This window comes from Rhizobium sp. P1_E6 (assembly GCF_056405875.1).
Map to the genome: position 1 here is coordinate 1 of NZ_JBFUBG010000114.1, position 16,738 is coordinate 16,738.

Sequence of the window (16,738 nt, forward strand, 5' to 3'; positions counted from 1 at the left end):
CCTACGGCCCGGTCTCGGTGTTGCCGACGCCCTCCTATTTCTACGGCCTCCGGGATGGCGACGAACTCTTTGCCGATATCGAAAAAGGCAAGACGCTCGTCATCGTCAATCAGGCGATGAGCCAGACAGACAGCCAGGGCATGGTCACCGTCTTCTTCGAGCTCAACGGCCAACCGCGCCGCATCAAGGTGCCGGACCGGGCGCATGGTGCGTCGGGCGCCGCTATCAGGCGCAAGGCGGAAGCCGGCAGTGCGGTTCATGTCGGTGCGCCGATGCCAGGCGTCATCTCGCGCGTCTTCGTCGCAGCTGGACAGACGGTCAACGCCGGCGACGTGCTTGTTTCCATTGAGGCGATGAAGATGGAAACGGCGCTGCATGCGGAAAAGGACGGCACGATCTCGGAAGTCTTGGTCAAGGCCGGCGACCAGATCGACGCCAAGGATCTGCTTGTCGTCTATGCCGGATAAGAAATGGACGGACGATCGTTTCCGACATCACCCGATTGTGTGCGATCGTGTCGTTAAAGAGCTGATTTTTCTATGAGTTAGCAGCCTTCTCACCTTGCCGGGTGAGGAGGCTTTCTCATAGACTCAGCTCCCATCATCGCCCCCAAGACCAATCAGGGATCATCTCATGAGCAAATTGAAGATTGCCGTCGTCGTCGGCAGCACGCGTATTGGCCGTTTCGCCGAACATCCGGCCAAGTGGATCGCCGAGCTCGTCGGCCAGCGTTCCGATCTCGAGGTCGAAGTTCTCGATCTTCTCGACTACCCGATGCATTTCTTCGGCGAAGCGCGCGCCACCACGGCGGAAAGCGAAACCRCCGAGCGCTGGAAGAAGAAGCTGCGCGAATTCGACGGCTTCATATTCACGGTCGCCGAATATAACCATGCTCCGACGGCTGTTCTGAAGAACGCGATCGATCTCGGCGATTTCATCCAGAAGCCGGTCGGCTTCGTCGGTTACGGTGGCGTCGGCGGCGCACGCGCCGTCGAGCAACTTCGTCTGGTCTTCGTCGAAATGAGTGCAGCTTCTGTCAGGACGGGGGTTCACATCGCGTTCAGCGAATATCTTGCCGTCCTGAAGGAAGGCAAAAGCCTCGGCGATTATGCCCATCTGAATGAAGCCGCCAAGAACCTGCTCGATCAGCTGACCTGGTGGGGCAATGCGCTGAAGGCAGCACGTGCCGTCGTCACAGCCGCCTGATCGCAGTTTCAGCAATGCCGGGATCTCGCATCCCGGCATTGCCTCAGATATCGTAGGTGTGGGCGGCGTTGATGGTGGAGATGAAGCGCTTGGTGCGTTCCTTCTCCGGCGTATTGAAGATCGCCCTGGCACTGCCCGTTTCCACCACGCTGCCGGCCTCCAGAAAGACCACGTCATTGGCGATCTTCGAGGCGAGGCGGAGATCATGGGTCGCCATGACCATGGTCGTGCCTTCGCGGGCAAGCTGGCCCAGCACGTCGACCACTTCCGCTGAAAGTTCGGGATCGAGCGCCGAGGTCGGTTCGTCGCAGAGCAGGACGCGCGGCGAAGGCGCCAGGGCGCGGGCGATCGCCACACGCTGCTGCTGACCGCCCGAAAGAGTCGAGGGCCAGGCATCGGTCTTGTGCGCCATGCCGACCTTCGTCAGCAGCTCCATGGCGTGTTCGCGGGCCTTCGCCTTCGGCCATTTCAGGACCGTGACCAGACCTTCCATGACATTTTCGATCGCCGTCTGATGCGGGAAAAGCTGAAAGTTCTGGAAGACCATGCCGGTCTGCCGGCGGATCTTCTGGATTGCCTGCCAGCCGACACGCTTGCCGGGGGAGAAAGAGAGCGTTTCCTCGCCGAGGCGGATGGTGCCCGCGCTCGGGATTTCCAGGAGGTTGATGCAGCGAAGCAGCGTGCTCTTGCCGCCGCCGGACGGGCCGACGAGAGCCGTGACGCTGCCTTCTGGAATGCGGATGCTGATGTCCTTCAGGATGATTGCGTCGCCGAAGCGCTTTTCGATCTTGGAAAGCTCGATCATGCATTTGCCTCCAGCATGCCGCCGTAGCGCGCGAAACGGCGTTCCAACCTCTGCTGCAGCGTCGAAAGCACGGAACTCAAGGCGAGATAGATCAGCGCCGCTTCGATATAGAGGATCAGCGGCTCGTAGGTGGTCGCGACGATGCGCTGGGCGGCCTGAAAAAGCTCAGGCACTGTGATGGCAGCTGCAAGCGAGGTATCCTTGACCAGCGAAATGAAAGTGTTCGACAGCGGCGGCACTGCAACGCGGGCGGCCTGCGGCAGGATGGTGCGGCTCATGGCCTGGCGCCAGTTCATGCCGATCGAATAGGCCGCTTCCCACTGGCCCTTGGGCACGGAGGAGATGACGGCGCGGATGATCTCGGAGCTGTAGGCGCCGATATTCAGCGTGAAGCCGATCAGGGCCGCCGGAAAGGCATCGAGCAGGATGCCGATGCTCGGCAGGCCATAGAAGATCACGAAAAGCTGGACGAGCAGCGGCGTGCCGCGGATGACCCAGACATAGAAGCGGGCGATGGCCGCAACAGGTCCCGGCCCGAACAGACGCCCAATCGCCGTGATCAGCCCCAGAATCAGGCCGAAGGCGAAGGAAAGCAGCGTGAGGGGGATGGTGAAGATCAGCCCCGCCCAGAGGAGCGAGGGGAGCGATTCCGCCATCAGTTGGAGCCAGTGCGGCAAGGGCGTCTCCTCAAGAAAAGACGCGTCCGGCGAGGGTCCGCCGAACGCTTTTTCATGCAGCTATAAAGGATATGGCGGCGGCGCGAAACCGCCGGTATCGGGACTTACTTCGAAACGTCCTGGCCGAAGTATTTGTCGGCGATCTTCTTGTAGGTGCCGTCAGCCTTGATGTCGGCGAGCGCCTTGTTGATCCCTTCGAGCAGTTCCGGCTCGCCCTTGCGGATGATGATGCCGGAGTAATCGGCATTTTCCTGCTGGGCGACGATCTTTACCGGAGCGTCCGGCTTGTGCTTCTTGAAGTCGAGGAAGGACAGGCTGTCGTTGATCGTGGCATCGGCACGCTTGGTCAGGACGAGCTGGATCGACTGGTCGAAGCCGTCGGTCCCAACCAGTTCGGCGCCCGCTTCCGTGGCGATCTTGCCGAAGTTGCTGGTCAGCGACTGAGCGGACTTCTTGCCCTTGAGATCGGCGAAGGACTTGATGCTGTCGTCGCCGTCACGAACGATCAGAACTGCCTTCGAAGCGATATAGGGCTCGGAGAAGTCGTACTTCTGCTTGCGGGCGTCGGTGATGCCGACCTGGTTGATGACGGTGTCGTAGCGTTTGGCGTCGAGGCCGGCGATAAGGCCGTCCCACTTGCCTTCGACGAACTCGGCCTTCACGCCGAGCTTGGCTGCGACTGCTTCGCCGATCTCGACGTCGAAGCCGACGAGCTTGCCGCTTTCGTCATGATAGGTGAACGGGGCGTAGGTGCCTTCCGTGCCGATCTTGAAGACGCCGGCAGACTTGATGGCGMTGAGGTTTTCGCCGGCATGAGCAGGCAGCAGGGCTGCGGCCTGAATGAGCGCGGCGGCGGCGACGGTTTTCAACCAGTTCATTGTTTTATCCATCCTTGGGAAGATCGTGTTCGGATGGCCGATACATCGCAGAAAATTACCGTTACGGAAGCGTAGAAAACTGCAAATAAAAGCGGCAACTGCGAATATTTTTCTCAAGCCGCCCTTCTAGTCCATAAATCGGCAGAAACCGGTATCAGGCCGTGGCGCGGTGGCGCAATTTTTCGCTGACGATGATGATGAAGCCGGCGCCGAGGATCATGACCGCGCCGACCACGACATTGTGCGTGGGTATATCGGCCCAGATCACGTAGCCGAGGATGAAGGCCCATACCAGCGACGTATATTCGAACGGTGCGAGCACCGAGACGGGGGCCTGGCGCATACCTTCGAAGAGGGCGAATTGCGCGCAGCCGGCGACGACGCCGGTACCGATAAGCAGGCCAAGTTGCGTGAGGGTCGGGGTCTGCCAGGTATAGATGACGGCGATACCGGTCATGATGAGGAAGAAGACGTTCGAAACGGCAAGCTGAATGATGGTCTTCTCATGCAGCGAGGTTTTGCGCAGCAGAACCATGGCCGAAGCCCAGAGCACGGCTGCCTGCAGCGCCAGATAGACCGGCCAGGAGATCGCGAGCCCGACCGGATTGCAGGCGATGAGCACGCCAACGAAGCCGACGCCGACGGCAAGCCAGCGGGCGGGCGTGACCTCTTCCTTGAGAATGAACCAGGCCAACACGGTGCCGACGACGGGGGCTGCGTAATAGAGTGTTGTAACCTCGGCGAGTGGCAGGCGGCTTGCGGCGGTATAGTAGGAGAGCCAGGCGCAGAGCAGAAGGATGCTTCGGGCGATCATCGGCTTGATGATCGGCGAGGTGACAGCCTGATGGACGAGATTGCCGCGGCCATAGGCGAGGCAGCCGACGAGGATAGTGAAACTGCGGAAAAACAGGATCTGCCAAACGGGGATCGTTGATGTCAAAACCTTGACGATCGCGTCATGGAAGGTGAACGCCATATAGGCTGATGTCGTGAGCACGATGCCCAAGCTGACGGAGTTTTTCACGGGAGTGCACCAGAGGCGGGAGATGCTGGCAGGAATCAGGAATGTCTGATCGATATTCGCGCCCTCCGAACCGGTCAATAGGCCAGATTTCGCCTTGCTGCTGGAGCTTTGTTTCATGACGTCAGAAAACGTGTGACCGTGCATATTGCCTGCACGATTATCAGCGTTTATGCATGATTGCAGATTTTRATAGATTAATCCGGTAGGAACATGCAGGATTTCCTGTTGCGAGAACGTCAGAGTGTGATTTCCGAGCGGCTCAAGACGCATGGTCGTGTGTTGGCAACGGAACTCGCACTCGAATTTGGAGTGTCTGAAGATACGGTGCGGCGTGACCTGCGCGAGATGGCTGCAGCAGGGCTCTGCGAGCGGGTCTATGGCGGGGCATTGCCGGTTTCGCCGGCACGCGGAAACCTGACCCAGCGCATGAGCTTTGCTGCCGACCGGAAGCAGGCGCTGGCGCGCGCCGCTGCAGGCGAAATTGCCCCGGGCACGATGGTTTTCTTCGATGCCGGCAGTACCAATCTGGCAATTGCCAAGGCATTGCCGGCTGACTTTCCACTGACGGCAGCAACGAATGCGCCGGCGATCGCTGCGGCGCTGATCGAAAAACCTGAAGTCAACCTCATCCTGATCGGCGGTTTGGTCGACCGCCAGACCGGCGGCTCGCTCGGTGCCAAGGCCCTGCGCGACATGGAGCAGCTTTCGCCCGACCTCTGCATTCTGGGTGCCTGCGGCGTCGATCTCGAGGCGGGGCTGACAACGTTCGGCTTTGAGGACGCGGAGTTCAAGCGGTTCGCCACGTCAAGAAGCAAGCGGGTGATGGTGGCAGCGACATCGGAAAAATTCGGTACAGCAGCGCCGCACAGCGTTTTGCCCATCGCCCATTGCGAATGCCTTGTCGCGGAGCACGACGCGGATGCTGTCATGCTTGGGGAATACCGAGCACGCGGATGCCGAACGATTATTGCGGACAAGACGGCCTGAGGCTGTCGGCGCCAGGAATGGGGCCAGTAACGGGAATTGGGCGGCAAGCCCGATGAGAGGAAAGACAGGGAAATGGACAATAATGTGAGCGCAGCACCGGGGGTACGGAGCGGCTTCATCACCAGGAGCAGGGCGGCGGTTTCGCTGCTCTTTCTCATGAATGGTTTCGTCGTCGGCTGCTGGGCGCCGAAGATTCCCGATTTTGCCGAACGGCTTGGGCTTACCAAGTTCGAACTCGGACTGATGATCCTCGTCTTCGGTTTCGGCTCACTGGTCATGATGCCAATCGCCGGCGCGCAGATCGCCAAGCATGGTTCACGTGTTGTCGTGCGGGTGCTCGCCGTCTGTTTGCTGCCAATGCTTCTGGCGCTGACGCTGGCTCCCAACGTCATCACAGGGGCGATCTCGCTCTTTCTGTTCGGCGGTTTCATGGGCGCGATGGACGTGGCAATGAACGCTAATGCCGTGGCGGTGGAAAAATCCATGCGCCGCGCGATCATGTCGTCCTGCCACGCTTTCTGGAGCCTTGGCGGGTTGCTTGGCTCTGGCCTCGGCGGCCTGGTGATCTCCAAGCTCGGCATTCTCGGCCACGCGGAACTGGCAACCGTGCTTGCCGCTATTCTCCTTGCCGCCGCTTGGCCGATGGTGCTTGCCGATCCGCCGCATCCCGATGCCAAGAAGGAGAAGACGAAGTTGCCGATGGTGCCGCTGCCGTGGCTGCTCGGTCTTATGGCGCTGTTCTGCATGGTGCCGGAGGGAGCGATCCTCGACTGGGGTGCGCTTTATCTCAGGCAGGAAATGGGTGCGTCGGTCGCCCTCTCCGGTCTCGGCTTTGCGGCCTTCTCGGCGGCCATGGCGACCATGCGCTTTGCCGGCGATCTGGTCCGCGATCGTCTCGGCGGGGTCAAGACGCTGCGCATCTGCACGCTGTTTGCCATCGTCGGCATGCTGCTTACGAGCCTTGCGCCGGATGCCGAAATCGCCATCCTCGGCTTCGCGCTTTGCGGTATCGGTATTTCCAATATGGTGCCGATCGCTTTTTCGGCGGCGGGCAACATCCCCGGCTTGAAGCCCGGCATCGGCATCTCAGTCGTCACGACCATGGGCTATTCCGGCATGCTGGTGGCGCCTTCGGTGATCGGCTTCGTGGCCGAGCATGTGGGCTTTGCGGCTGTCTTCATGGCGCTGCCGGTGCTGCTGCTCGTGGTTCTCGCATTCTCTAGGCTCGCGCATTATGCCGATGGAGTCTCCGGCGGCGGCCACTGAGCCGCCTCCAATCAAAAGTGATATACGGGGCGGTTGACAAGCTCGCGGGCTTGATCCACCTGAAAGGCTCTGTTTTCCGGGTGTAAGAGCTCTTCATGTCTGCTTTCGATTTCGATCCGAAACCACGCCGCGCCTCTGTTGCCGTCGATGTCGGCGGTGTCATCGTCGGCGGAGGTGCGCCTGTCGTCGTGCAATCCATGACGAATACCGACACGGCGGATGTGGATTCCACGGTGGCCCAGGTCGCCGCACTCCATCGCGCCGGTTCCGAGCTTGTCCGCATCACTGTCGACCGCGACGAGAGTGCGGCCGCCGTGCCGAAGGTCCGCGAGCGCCTGCTGCGCCTCGGTTTGGATGTGCCGCTGATCGGCGACTTCCACTATATCGGCCACAAGCTGCTTGCGGATCATCCGGCCTGCGCCGAAGCGCTGGCGAAGTACCGCATCAATCCCGGCAATGTCGGCTTCAAGGACAAGAAGGACAAGCAGTTCGCCGAAATCATCGAGATGGCGATCCGCTACGACAAGCCGGTGCGCATCGGCGTCAACTGGGGTTCGCTGGACCAGGAACTGCTGACGCAGCTCATGGACAAGAACCAGGCCGAGGGCTCGCCGCTTTCGGCCCGGCAGGTGACGCACGAGGCGATCGTGCAGTCGGCGCTGCTGTCTGCGCAGCTTGCCGAAGAGATCGGCCTGCCGCGCAACCGCATCATCCTGTCGGCCAAGGTCAGCCAGGTTCAGGATCTGATCGCCGTCAATTCCATGCTTGCCGAACGTTCCAACCATGCCCTGCATCTCGGCCTCACCGAAGCCGGTATGGGCACCAAGGGCATCGTCGCCTCTTCGGCTGCGATGGGCTATGTGCTGCAGAACGGCATCGGCGATACGATCCGCATTTCGCTGACGCCGGAGCCGAATGGTGACCGCACCCGCGAAGTGCAGGTGGCGCAAGAACTGCTGCAGGTCATGGGTTTCCGCCAGTTCGTGCCTGTTGTTGCGGCCTGTCCGGGCTGCGGACGTACGACGTCGACGGTGTTCCAGGAGCTCGCGCAGAACATCCAGAACGACCTCCGCAAGAACATGCCGGTCTGGCGTGAGAAATATCCGGGTGTGGAAGCGCTCAACGTCGCCGTCATGGGCTGCATCGTCAACGGACCTGGTGAGAGCAAGCATGCCGATATCGGCATTTCGCTGCCCGGTACCGGTGAGACGCCGGCGGCTCCTGTCTTTATCGACGGCAAGAAGGCGCTGACACTGCGCGGCCCGAATATCGCCTCGGATTTCGAGGCGCTCGTCATCGACTATATCGAAAAGCGTTTCGGTCAGAAGACGGCAGCGGAGTAATCACTCCGCTTTTCGACGACCTCCGGTGGCAGGCTGATAGCGCTGCCTTTTCTCTGTCTCAGTTCTGACGTTCGGCTACGAAATGGGCAGTGGCGATCAGCACTGCGGCGCGTTCGCCATATGGGGCGAGCAGGGTTTCCGCGTCTTCGACGTGCTGGCGCAGTTGCGTCTCCGCCCATTCCATGCCGTGAAGAGCCACCAGCGTTCCTTTGCCGCGAGCGGCATCCTTGCCGGTCGCCTTGCCCATCGTCTTGATATCGGAGGTCAGGTCGAGAATATCGTCGGCAAGCTGGAAGGCGAGGCCGATCTTCTCGCCGAAGCTGCGCAGGCGCTGCCGGTCCTCGGCCGAAGCGCCGGCGATAATGGCACCGGCCTCGCAGGCGAAACGGATCAGCGCGCCTGTTTTCATCGCCTGCAGGCGAATGATGCCGGCTTCGTCCGGCGCCTGCTTTTCCGCGGCAAGGTCGAGTGCCTGTCCGCCGGCCATGCCGCCGAGGCCAGCGGCGCGGGCGAGCGCCACAACGAGTTCCGTCCTGCTGCGGTCCGGCAGGTCCGTTTCCGGCGCCGCGATGATGTCGAAGGCATAGGTCAGCAGGCTGTCGCCGGCCAGAATGGCGGTCGCTTCATCGAATTTGATATGCACGGTCGGCTTGCCACGGCGCAGGGCGTCGTCGTCCATCGCCGGCAGATCGTCGTGAACGAGAGAATAGCAATGGATGCATTCGAGTGCCGCGCCGACGCGAAGCGCGGCCTGCCTATTGCCGCCGAGAAGTGCTGCGCTTTCAACGACAAGGAAGGGGCGCAGGCGTTTGCCGCCATTCAGGACGGCGTAGTGCATGGCGCTGCGCAGGAGGTCGGGACGGGCGATCTCGTCGGATAGTACGGCAGGAGAGAGCAGGAGATCGAGCAGTGCCTCGATCTCGGCGGCACCGCTTTTCAACCGCGTCTCGAATGTTTCCCGCTTAGCGTCCATGCGCGCTCTTTGACACGACGCAACGGCAGCTGGCAACGGAATTGTCGATCACCGCGTCAAGATTTCCGCTGCACTCTGGCAATGCGGGTTTTCAGGCGGTATGACAACGACGAGGGCGAAATCGGACTGGGACATTGGATATAGCGCCGCAGACAGAGGAGAGCGTCGAGGCGCCGGTTCGCCGGCGCTGGTTTGGAGACCGCCAGGTGCTGAAGCGCATTGTTCTTGCCGTTCTGGCGGTGCTGCTTTTGCCCTATATGCTGATCCTCCTCTATCTGCTGCCCTTCATCCATCCGGTTTCAACGCTGATGCTGCGTGATCTCGTGCTTTTGCGCGGTTATGACCGGCGGTGGGTGTCGATTGACGATGTTGCGCCTGTTCTCGTGCAATCGGTGATGATGTCGGAAGACGGGCAATATTGCTTTCACGGCGGTGTCGATTGGGGCGAGATGCGTATGCTCGTCGAAGATACGCTAAAGGGCCAGGAGACGCGCGGCGRCAGCACCATTCCCATGCAGACGGCAAAGAACCTCTTCCTCTGGAACAGCCGCTCCTTCATCCGCAAGGGGATGGAACTGCCGCTGGCGGTCGGCTCCGATTTCGTCTGGTCGAAGAGGCGGCTGATGGAGATCTATCTCAATATCGCCGAATGGGGGCCGGGCATCTACGGCATCGARGCGGCTGCGCAATATCACTTCAAGGTGCCGGCTTCCAAGCTCACGCGCCGGCAGGCCTCGTTGCTTGCAGTTTCGCTGCCGAACCCGATCGATCGCAATGCCGGAAAGCCCGGGCGAGGGCTGCGCAGGCTTGCAGGGCTCATCGAACGACGGGCCCAGGGCTCGGGTGATTACATCAAGTGCATCTATGATTGACATCAGAACTTGTCGTTGGAAGCGGCAAGCGTCATCTGACATTCTTGGTCCTGCCATATCGGCGAGTGYAGTCCCAACCAGAGCCCTTTGAGTCGCCCATGACCACGACGACACTTTCGCCCGAACTTCTTCAGTATTCCAAGAGTCACAATTCGTTTCCGCCGGCGCATTTGGGCACCCGCTACCGCAAGGTCGGCGGTTTCCTGCCGGAGCAAGGCAACACCATCGTCTGCCATCCTGTTAAGGGGTCGAAAACGCAGCGGGCGCTGATCGAGGCGCGCGAAAAATATCTGGCTATGCCCGAGGCACCGCAATTCCTCTTCACGCCGATTACCAGTATCCACATGACGCTCTTCGAAGGCGTGATCGAGGGGCGCCGCAAGCAGGATTACTGGCCGGGCGACCTTTCGCTCGACACGCCGATCGACGACATGACCGAGCTTATGGCCGCACGGCTGGAAGGCTTCTCCATATTCGAGCCCTTCAAGGTTGCGATTGTCGAGGCCCGCCCGTCCGGCCTGCTGGTCGAAGGCGCGACGGAAGAGGACCGCGAGGTGATGCGCGCCTGGCGCGATGCGATGGCCGATCTTCTGGGCTTTCGTCAGCCGAACCATGAGGATTACAAGTTCCACGTGACCTTCGCCTACGCGATCGAACGGCTGGAAGACGAGGCACTGCCGCGCTGGCAGGTCATGCTCGATGAGGTGACGGAGGATATCCGCCGCAGGGCGCCGGTGTTCGAGATGATGCCGCCGGCTTTCTGCATGTTCGAGGATATGAACCACTTCCACGAACTGCTGATCTTCGATTTCGAACCCTGACAGGAACGCACCATGGACAAGCTGACGCTCACCATCGCCAACAAGAATTACTCCTCCTGGTCCTTCCGACCATGGATGGCGCTGACGGGCGTCGGCATCGATTTCGAAGAGGTGCTGATCCCATTCGACTATCCTGGTGGGAATCCCAACATCAAGGCGGTCTCGCCGAGCGGCCATGTGCCCTTGCTGCAGCACGGTGCGCTGAAGATCTGGGAATCCTTCGCGATCATCGAATATGTAGCCGGTCTTTATCCCGATGCCGGGTTGCTGCCTGGGGATCGTGCCGAGCGGGCGCTTGCCCGTTCGGTCTCCATGGAGATGATGTCGAGCTTCCGGGCGCTGCGCAGCGCCTGCCCGATGAATATTCGCCGGCCGAAGGGCAAGATCGCGCTGCCTGACGAGGTTTCCGCCGATATCGGCCGCATCGAGACCATCTGGCGCGATCTTCTCCGAAAAACCGGGGGGCCGTTCCTCTTTGGCGAATTCAGTGGGGCAGACGCGATGTTTGCACCCGTCGTCAACCGCTTCGACATCTATGATCTTGTTAGCCACGACGATACACTGGCCTATATGGGTGCGATGAAGGCGCATCCGGCCTGGCGGAAGTGGGAGGAAGCGGCCCGCGCCGAGCCGTGGATCGTGCCGGAAGACGAAGTCTGAGTGGAGAATCCGAGGTAGCGCAAAAAATACATGTGGGGACTGGTCAAGGCCACCCCTTGCATGTATAAGCGCGCAAAATTCCGAAATCGCGACATGTCCGTTTCGGCCGCCAGTCTGGCCGTGGGAATGTTTTGCCCGCAAGTGGAGTAAAAGAAATGGCTGTACCGAAGAGAAAAACGAGCCCGTCCAAGCGCGGCATGCGCCGTTCGGCTGATGCGCTGAAGGCTCCGACCTATGTCGAAGACAAGAATTCCGGCGAACTGCGCCGCCCGCATCATATCGATCTGAAGACCGGCATGTACCGCGGCCGTCAGGTTTTGACGCCGAAGGAAAGCGCATAATTTCTGTTCGGCTTGTCCGATAAAGTTTTAAAGGCCGGCTCAATGCCGGCCTTTTTCTTTTCAAGATATTATAATCTTCGATGCCTTGAAGTGAGACGGTGATATCAGGCAGTATTCCCTAGAGATCGGGGAGAATTTTCTGCATGATTGCCACAATACCGCTGATGGTTATTCCATTTATTCTTTACAATCTGGCGATGGTGGGCGTGATGGGTGGTGGCGGAATTTCATCGCTCCAGCATGACGTGATCATGCTGTCGATGCTTTCGGGCGCAATCTGGAGCATGGCGCTCGGCGATCTCTTCATCGTCGTGGCGCTCGTCGTACTCTTCTTCGAGATCCTGAAAGCGACCCGGAACGGTTCCGGCAGCCTCATCAATCACATGCTGTCGATGCTGGTCTTTATCGCCTTCCTGGTCGAGTTTCTTCTCGTCCAGGATGCGGCGACCCAGGTCTTCTTCATCCTGATGACCATCGCGCTGATAGACGTGATCGGCGGCTTTGCGGTGTCGATCCGCAGCGCCGGCCGAGACGTTTCGATCGGCCTATAGGCTGTCGAGCTTGTTCTGCAGCGCGCGAAGCTGTTCCTTCAGCTCGTCGATGTCCTTGGCCTCCGCCTTGCGGGTTTCCTTTGGCGGCGGCGTCATGAAGGGTGAGAACATCTGCATGGCCTGCTGGAACATCTCGGTGTTCCGGCGGACCTGATCTTCGACCATCTGCATGGGAAGCTGCAGGTTCTTGCCGAGCGGCGTTTCGCCAAAGGCTCGGTTCACCTGCTCGCGGATTTGCACCTGCTGCTCCGTGAAGGCGCGCATGGAATGTTCGAGGAAGCTTGGAACGACCATCTGCATCTGGTCGCCATAGTAGGTGATCAGCTGACGCAGGAAGGGGATCGGAAGCAGTGTGTTGCCGGTCTTCGATTCCTGCTCGAAAATAATCTGGGTCAGTACCGAATGCGTGATGTCGTCACCGCTTTTGGCGTCCTGAACGGTAAAATCCTCCCCCTTCTTTACCATCTCCGCCAGGTCTTCCAGCGTCACATAGGTGCTGGTGCCTGTATTGTAGAGGCGGCGATTGGCATATTTCTTAATTACGATCTGACCCTCGGTCTTCGCCATATCAGTCTCCCAAACCCCGTCTGATTGTATGGATACTCCCCCACCAGAGACTGTAGACGCAAAAGAAGGGCGGTGACAATCTCTTTGTGCGATGCGGCAAGCCCTTTCCCTGAACGGATAAATCCATTCGAGGGCGCTGCAGCAAATGGTGGAACGGTCTTGGCATTTGACTTGGGCCTGCAGCTTTGTCAGTTTCCACTTATATGTGTGACGAGAAACGAGGAAACCCACTCATGAGCAGCTCATCCGTCGTCATCGCCAGCGCAGCGCGCACCGCTGTCGGTTCCTTCAACGGTGCTTTCGGCACGGTTCCCGCTCACGAACTCGGGGCGGCGGCCGTCAAGGGCGCGCTGGAGCGGGCAAATGTTTCCCCTGAAGAGGTGGACGAGGTCATCCTTGGCCAGGTCCTGCAGGCTGGCGAAGGCCAGAACCCGGCTCGCCAGGCGGCGATGAAGGCCGGCGTTCCCAAGGAAGCGACAGCCTGGAGCGTCAACCAGCTCTGCGGTTCCGGCCTGCGCGCCGTTGCCCTCGGCATGCAGCAGATCGCGCTCGGCGATGCGAAKATCATCGTCGCCGGCGGCCAGGAATCCATGTCGATGGCKCCGCATGCAGCGCATTTGCGCGGCGGCGTGAAGATGGGCGACATGAAGATGATCGACACAATGATCAAGGACGGTCTGACCGACGCCTTCTACGGCTATCATATGGGTATCACSGCRGAAAATATCGCCCGCCAGTGGCAGCTTTCMCGCGACGAGCAGGACCAGTTCGCGGTGAGTTCGCAGAACAAGGCSGAGGCCGCGCAGAAGGCCGGCCGGTTCAAGGACGAAATCATTCCCTACGTCATTCARGCTCGCAAGGGTGACCTGACCGTCGATRCAGACGAATATATCCGCCACGGTGCCACGATGGAGGCGATGGCCAAACTCCGGCCCGCCTTCGACAAGGACGGCACGGTGACGGCGGCGAATGCCTCCGGCCTCAACGATGGTGCTGCCGCGACCGTGCTGATGAGCGAAGCGGAAGCGTCCCGGCGCGGTATCCAGCCGCTTGCCCGCATCGTTTCCTGGGCAACYGCCGGTGTCGATCCGCAGGTCATGGGAACCGGCCCGATCCCGGCCTCCCGCAAGGCGCTGGAAAAGGCCGGCTGGTCCGTSGGCGATCTCGACCTCGTCGAAGCCAATGAGGCCTTCGCGGCCCAGGCCTGYGCCGTCAACAAGGATCTCGGCTGGGATCCTGCTATCGTCAACGTCAACGGCGGCGCGATCGCCATCGGTCATCCGATCGGTGCGTCGGGCGCRCGCGTCCTCAACACGCTGCTTTTCGAGATGAAGCGCCGCGGCGCCAGGAAAGGTCTTGCCACATTATGCATTGGCGGCGGCATGGGTGTCGCCATGTGCTTCGAGGCGTTTTGAGCAGGAATAACCATCGAGCTGCACGAACTCTTTATCGTGGTCGCCAGAACCTGATGAGATCGGCAGGCATGTTTTGAGCTGCTATTTACGCAAGCCGCGCCTTCTTCGTTGAGGAAGCGAAGGGTAGATTAAGCGCGACGCGCCTGATATTCCGCGTCACTACCCAAATATCAGGTCGTTTGCGGTCAAGGACATCCAACCGTCGCTCTTGAACGCATATGAGCCGTCGACTTGCGATTACGACCAATTCGCTTTTCGGTGACAGTCGAAGCCTTGCTTCAGCGTGCGAATGCCTCAAACGGATTGACTTCGGTGAGTTGCCGGATCGCATCCTGGCTTGCGCCCGCGACTTTGAGCGATGGCAGAAGGCTCTCGACAAGATGCGTGTAAGGTCTCGGGGTTCCACCACCGGGTTGCGCCGGATCATACCAGCCGAGATCGTGGCTTATGAGCAACTTCTCGCCAAGGCCGTTTTCAAGGGCGCGCATTATCATTGCGACCAGATCCTCGTCGGGCGCCCTCCCGACATGGTCGTATTCGATCCACGCACCGCGCTCCACCAATGCCCGGTGAAGCCCGAAGTCCCTTTCCTCCTGGGTATGGATCGATATAAAGCGCTCTGGTGAGCAGCCCTCCGACTGAAGAATGTCCAACTGCTCCATCACAACCCTTCCCCGGATCGTGTGGGAGCCGATCACGGCATTGGTCTGCACGGATGCTCTTGCTGCCGCGCGGAGAATGCGGGCTTCGAGAGGCGAGATCCCGTCGTCGCCAGCGCTGAGCTTGATCCATCCCGCCAAGACGCCAGTGTCCTCGATTCCTTCGGTAAGCTCGCTGACCATCCATTGTTCAAGATCGTCCTCATTAGCCTCTGCCACCCAGGCGGGTATCCACGGTTCGCGGTAGTTGCCGGTCGGGACGACGATCGGAAAATCGGCTGCCTTCGACACGGCGAGATCGATGTCCGCACGTCTTCCTACGCCCCCCGTCGTACACTCTACGAGCAGTGTTATGCCTTGCCGTTTGATCGCCTCAATCTGCGGGACCATCAGTGCCACGACTGCGTCTATCTCCGCCTCTGCGTAGCCTGGTTGGTCGGGCGTTCTAAGATCGACGAACACATGCTCGTGCGGGAGAATCATCCCGACTTCGTCGCGGCGCCTTGGCCCCAGAGTGGTGTAAATCTGCGTCATCATTTGAGGCTTCCGTCGGATTTGGCACAACGGTGACTGTACAGGACATATAATGAAGTGGCGATCGCCAAACTGATCCCCAAGAGCGTGTAAAGAAGCGTATCGCAGCTTTCAGCATAGATGGGGTAATCGGCTTCGCGCCACTTCCTAATAGCTTCGATATGCGTGGGCTGCTGAGCAACTTCGGGCTTAAGGTCGTCGTGGTATCGGCAGGGACATTCGAAGGAGAAGGTACGCGAGCTCGTTGAGGCGGAGGCCGATCTGTTGGAGATCATAAAGGCTGGTTCGCTTCGAGCCAAGTCCACCGGCCGGCTAGACTTCCCGCATCCGCACGATCCTACCAAGACGACATTTCTACATCCTGGGTGTCGACAGATACCCAATGTGCAATTCCGCCAATCGGATCGATCATAAAAATCCAACAAATGCAGGAATCGGAAAGCCGTCAAATTCTCACTCACATGGATCGATCCGCCACCAATTTCGAATCCAGAGACCGAGAAGTTCTCACTGAACAAGAAATTTTCGTTGTATTCCAGATGGATAGATAGTTTTTCCCGCTTCCTTGCCAAACGCGATTGACAGAAAAACGACGACTATGTTCGGCTGAAAGCAGCGGAAGTGATTTAATATCACAAATGCTGATTGCCGGGAGGGCAATCTGTCCTTGATCATTTGGGAGGTTCCAATGAATACTCGTCGTGCACTTATTGCCAGTTTTTCTGCAGCCGTGTCCGCACTGGCGCTCCTTTCGATGAGCGGCGCAACGGCGCAGGCCAAGGACCTGAAGATCGGCTTCAGTCAGGTCACGCTGCAGTCGCCATTCTACGTCCAACTGAAGACTGGCGCTGAAGCCGCCGCCAAGGCTTCTGGCGACACGCTCGTCTTTCTCGATGCCAATGGCGACGTCACCAAGCAAAACAACGACATCCAAGACCTGATCACACAGGGCGTCGACGCAATGATCATCAATCCGGTCAACCCGGATGCCGTCGGCCCTTCGCTTGATGCGGCCGCAGCGGCCGGTATACCGGTCATCACGGTCGATCGCCCGGTCAATGGCGGCAAGGTGGCCGCCCACGTTGGCCGGGACAACAAGGCGATGGGTAAGCTGGTCGGCGAAGCCGTCGTTGCGAAACTGAAGGCAGCAGGCGTGACC

Annotated in this window: 19 protein-coding genes; 12 read left to right on the plus strand and 7 right to left on the minus strand. The window is 59.8% G+C overall.

Annotated features, from left to right (window positions below; all coding sequences use genetic code 11):
- Both AC1D35_RS31395 and AC1D35_RS31400 read left to right on the plus strand, forming a co-directional pair.
- Positions 1-467 (plus strand): biotin/lipoyl-containing protein (locus tag AC1D35_RS31395; protein ID WP_477941758.1); only part of this gene is annotated, 467 nt, incomplete at its 5' end.
- Between the two features lie 166 nt (positions 468-633).
- A complete protein-coding gene (locus tag AC1D35_RS31400; RefSeq protein ID WP_477941760.1) occupies positions 634-1,206 on the plus strand; it encodes an NADPH-dependent FMN reductase in 573 nt (190 codons plus the stop codon).
- Between the two features lie 43 nt (positions 1,207-1,249).
- On the opposite strand, the gene AC1D35_RS31405 is transcribed toward AC1D35_RS31400, so the two are convergent.
- The 4 genes from AC1D35_RS31405 to AC1D35_RS31420 all read right to left on the minus strand — a co-directional run bounded on the left by AC1D35_RS31405 (position 1,250) and on the right by AC1D35_RS31420 (position 4,590).
- Positions 1,250-2,011: an amino acid ABC transporter ATP-binding protein gene (locus AC1D35_RS31405; protein ID WP_113311998.1), complete on the minus strand. Its 762-nt coding sequence runs from the start codon at positions 2,009-2,011 to the stop codon at positions 1,250-1,252.
- On the minus strand, positions 2,008-2,688 hold the full coding sequence (locus AC1D35_RS31410; RefSeq protein ID WP_113302047.1) for an amino acid ABC transporter permease: 681 nt from the start codon (positions 2,686-2,688) through the stop codon (positions 2,008-2,010). Before AC1D35_RS31410 ends, AC1D35_RS31405 begins: the two co-directional genes overlap by 4 nt.
- Positions 2,689-2,792: 104 nt before the next feature.
- Positions 2,793-3,566, minus strand: a complete 774-nt coding sequence (locus tag AC1D35_RS31415) for an amino acid ABC transporter substrate-binding protein (protein WP_477941761.1) — start codon at positions 3,564-3,566, stop codon at positions 2,793-2,795.
- 154 nt (positions 3,567-3,720) lie between these two features.
- The gene (locus tag AC1D35_RS31420) at positions 3,721-4,590 is read right to left on the minus strand and encodes a DMT family transporter (RefSeq protein WP_113312005.1); all 870 of its coding nucleotides are present in this window, start codon (positions 4,588-4,590) and stop codon (positions 3,721-3,723) included.
- A 210-nt stretch (positions 4,591-4,800) separates the two neighbouring features.
- On the opposite strand from AC1D35_RS31420, the gene AC1D35_RS31425 reads away from it, so the two are divergent.
- The 3 genes from AC1D35_RS31425 (at position 4,801) to ispG (ending at position 8,186) form a co-directional block, all read left to right on the plus strand.
- Positions 4,801-5,577 carry a DeoR/GlpR family DNA-binding transcription regulator gene (locus tag AC1D35_RS31425; RefSeq protein WP_477941763.1) on the plus strand — a complete coding sequence of 259 codons (777 nt, stop codon included), beginning with the start codon at positions 4,801-4,803 and terminating at the stop codon, positions 5,575-5,577.
- A gap of 72 nt (positions 5,578-5,649) precedes the next feature.
- A complete protein-coding gene (locus tag AC1D35_RS31430; protein ID WP_113302044.1) occupies positions 5,650-6,843 on the plus strand; it encodes an MFS transporter in 1,194 nt (397 codons plus the stop codon).
- Between the two features lie 95 nt (positions 6,844-6,938).
- Positions 6,939-8,186: a flavodoxin-dependent (E)-4-hydroxy-3-methylbut-2-enyl-diphosphate synthase gene (gene ispG / locus AC1D35_RS31435; protein ID WP_113312000.1), complete on the plus strand. Its 1,248-nt coding sequence runs from the start codon at positions 6,939-6,941 to the stop codon at positions 8,184-8,186.
- A 58-nt stretch (positions 8,187-8,244) separates the two neighbouring features.
- Here the strand turns inward: ispG and AC1D35_RS31440 are convergent, their stop codons facing one another.
- Positions 8,245-9,159, minus strand: coding sequence for a polyprenyl synthetase family protein (locus tag AC1D35_RS31440; protein ID WP_113312001.1), 915 nt, complete (start codon positions 9,157-9,159; stop codon positions 8,245-8,247).
- A gap of 134 nt (positions 9,160-9,293) precedes the next feature.
- Here AC1D35_RS31440 and mtgA point away from each other — a divergent pair, with 134 nt between their 5' ends.
- From mtgA to AC1D35_RS31465, 5 genes are all read left to right on the plus strand, one after another.
- A complete protein-coding gene (gene mtgA / locus AC1D35_RS31445; RefSeq protein ID WP_477941767.1) occupies positions 9,294-10,031 on the plus strand; it encodes a monofunctional biosynthetic peptidoglycan transglycosylase in 738 nt (245 codons plus the stop codon).
- A 98-nt stretch (positions 10,032-10,129) separates the two neighbouring features.
- A complete protein-coding gene (locus tag AC1D35_RS31450; protein WP_113312002.1) occupies positions 10,130-10,852 on the plus strand; it encodes a DUF1868 domain-containing protein in 723 nt (240 codons plus the stop codon).
- 12 nt (positions 10,853-10,864) lie between these two features.
- The gene (locus tag AC1D35_RS31455) at positions 10,865-11,512 is read left to right on the plus strand and encodes a glutathione S-transferase family protein (RefSeq protein ID WP_113312003.1); all 648 of its coding nucleotides are present in this window, start codon (positions 10,865-10,867) and stop codon (positions 11,510-11,512) included.
- A 155-nt stretch (positions 11,513-11,667) separates the two neighbouring features.
- The gene (rpmF, locus tag AC1D35_RS31460) at positions 11,668-11,853 is read left to right on the plus strand and encodes a 50S ribosomal protein L32 (RefSeq protein WP_003543812.1); all 186 of its coding nucleotides are present in this window, start codon (positions 11,668-11,670) and stop codon (positions 11,851-11,853) included.
- A 143-nt stretch (positions 11,854-11,996) separates the two neighbouring features.
- Complete coding sequence (locus AC1D35_RS31465; RefSeq protein WP_113302038.1) at positions 11,997-12,404, plus strand: hypothetical protein; 408 nt, start codon at positions 11,997-11,999, stop codon at positions 12,402-12,404.
- On the opposite strand, the gene phaR is transcribed toward AC1D35_RS31465, so the two are convergent.
- Complete coding sequence (gene phaR / locus AC1D35_RS31470) at positions 12,399-12,971, minus strand: polyhydroxyalkanoate synthesis repressor PhaR (protein ID WP_113302037.1); 573 nt, start codon at positions 12,969-12,971, stop codon at positions 12,399-12,401. The genes AC1D35_RS31465 and phaR overlap by 6 nt on opposite strands.
- Positions 12,972-13,204: 233 nt before the next feature.
- Here phaR and AC1D35_RS31475 point away from each other — a divergent pair, with 233 nt between their 5' ends.
- Complete coding sequence (locus AC1D35_RS31475) at positions 13,205-14,386, plus strand: acetyl-CoA C-acetyltransferase (protein WP_477941770.1); 1,182 nt, start codon at positions 13,205-13,207, stop codon at positions 14,384-14,386.
- A 278-nt stretch (positions 14,387-14,664) separates the two neighbouring features.
- Here AC1D35_RS31475 and AC1D35_RS31480 read toward each other — a convergent pair whose 3' ends face one another.
- Positions 14,665-15,579 carry a phosphotriesterase family protein gene (locus AC1D35_RS31480; RefSeq protein WP_477855713.1) on the minus strand — a complete coding sequence of 305 codons (915 nt, stop codon included), beginning with the start codon at positions 15,577-15,579 and terminating at the stop codon, positions 14,665-14,667.
- A gap of 688 nt (positions 15,580-16,267) precedes the next feature.
- Here AC1D35_RS31480 and AC1D35_RS31485 point away from each other — a divergent pair.
- Positions 16,268-16,738 (plus strand): substrate-binding domain-containing protein (locus tag AC1D35_RS31485; RefSeq protein WP_477941772.1); only part of this gene is annotated, 471 nt, incomplete at its 3' end.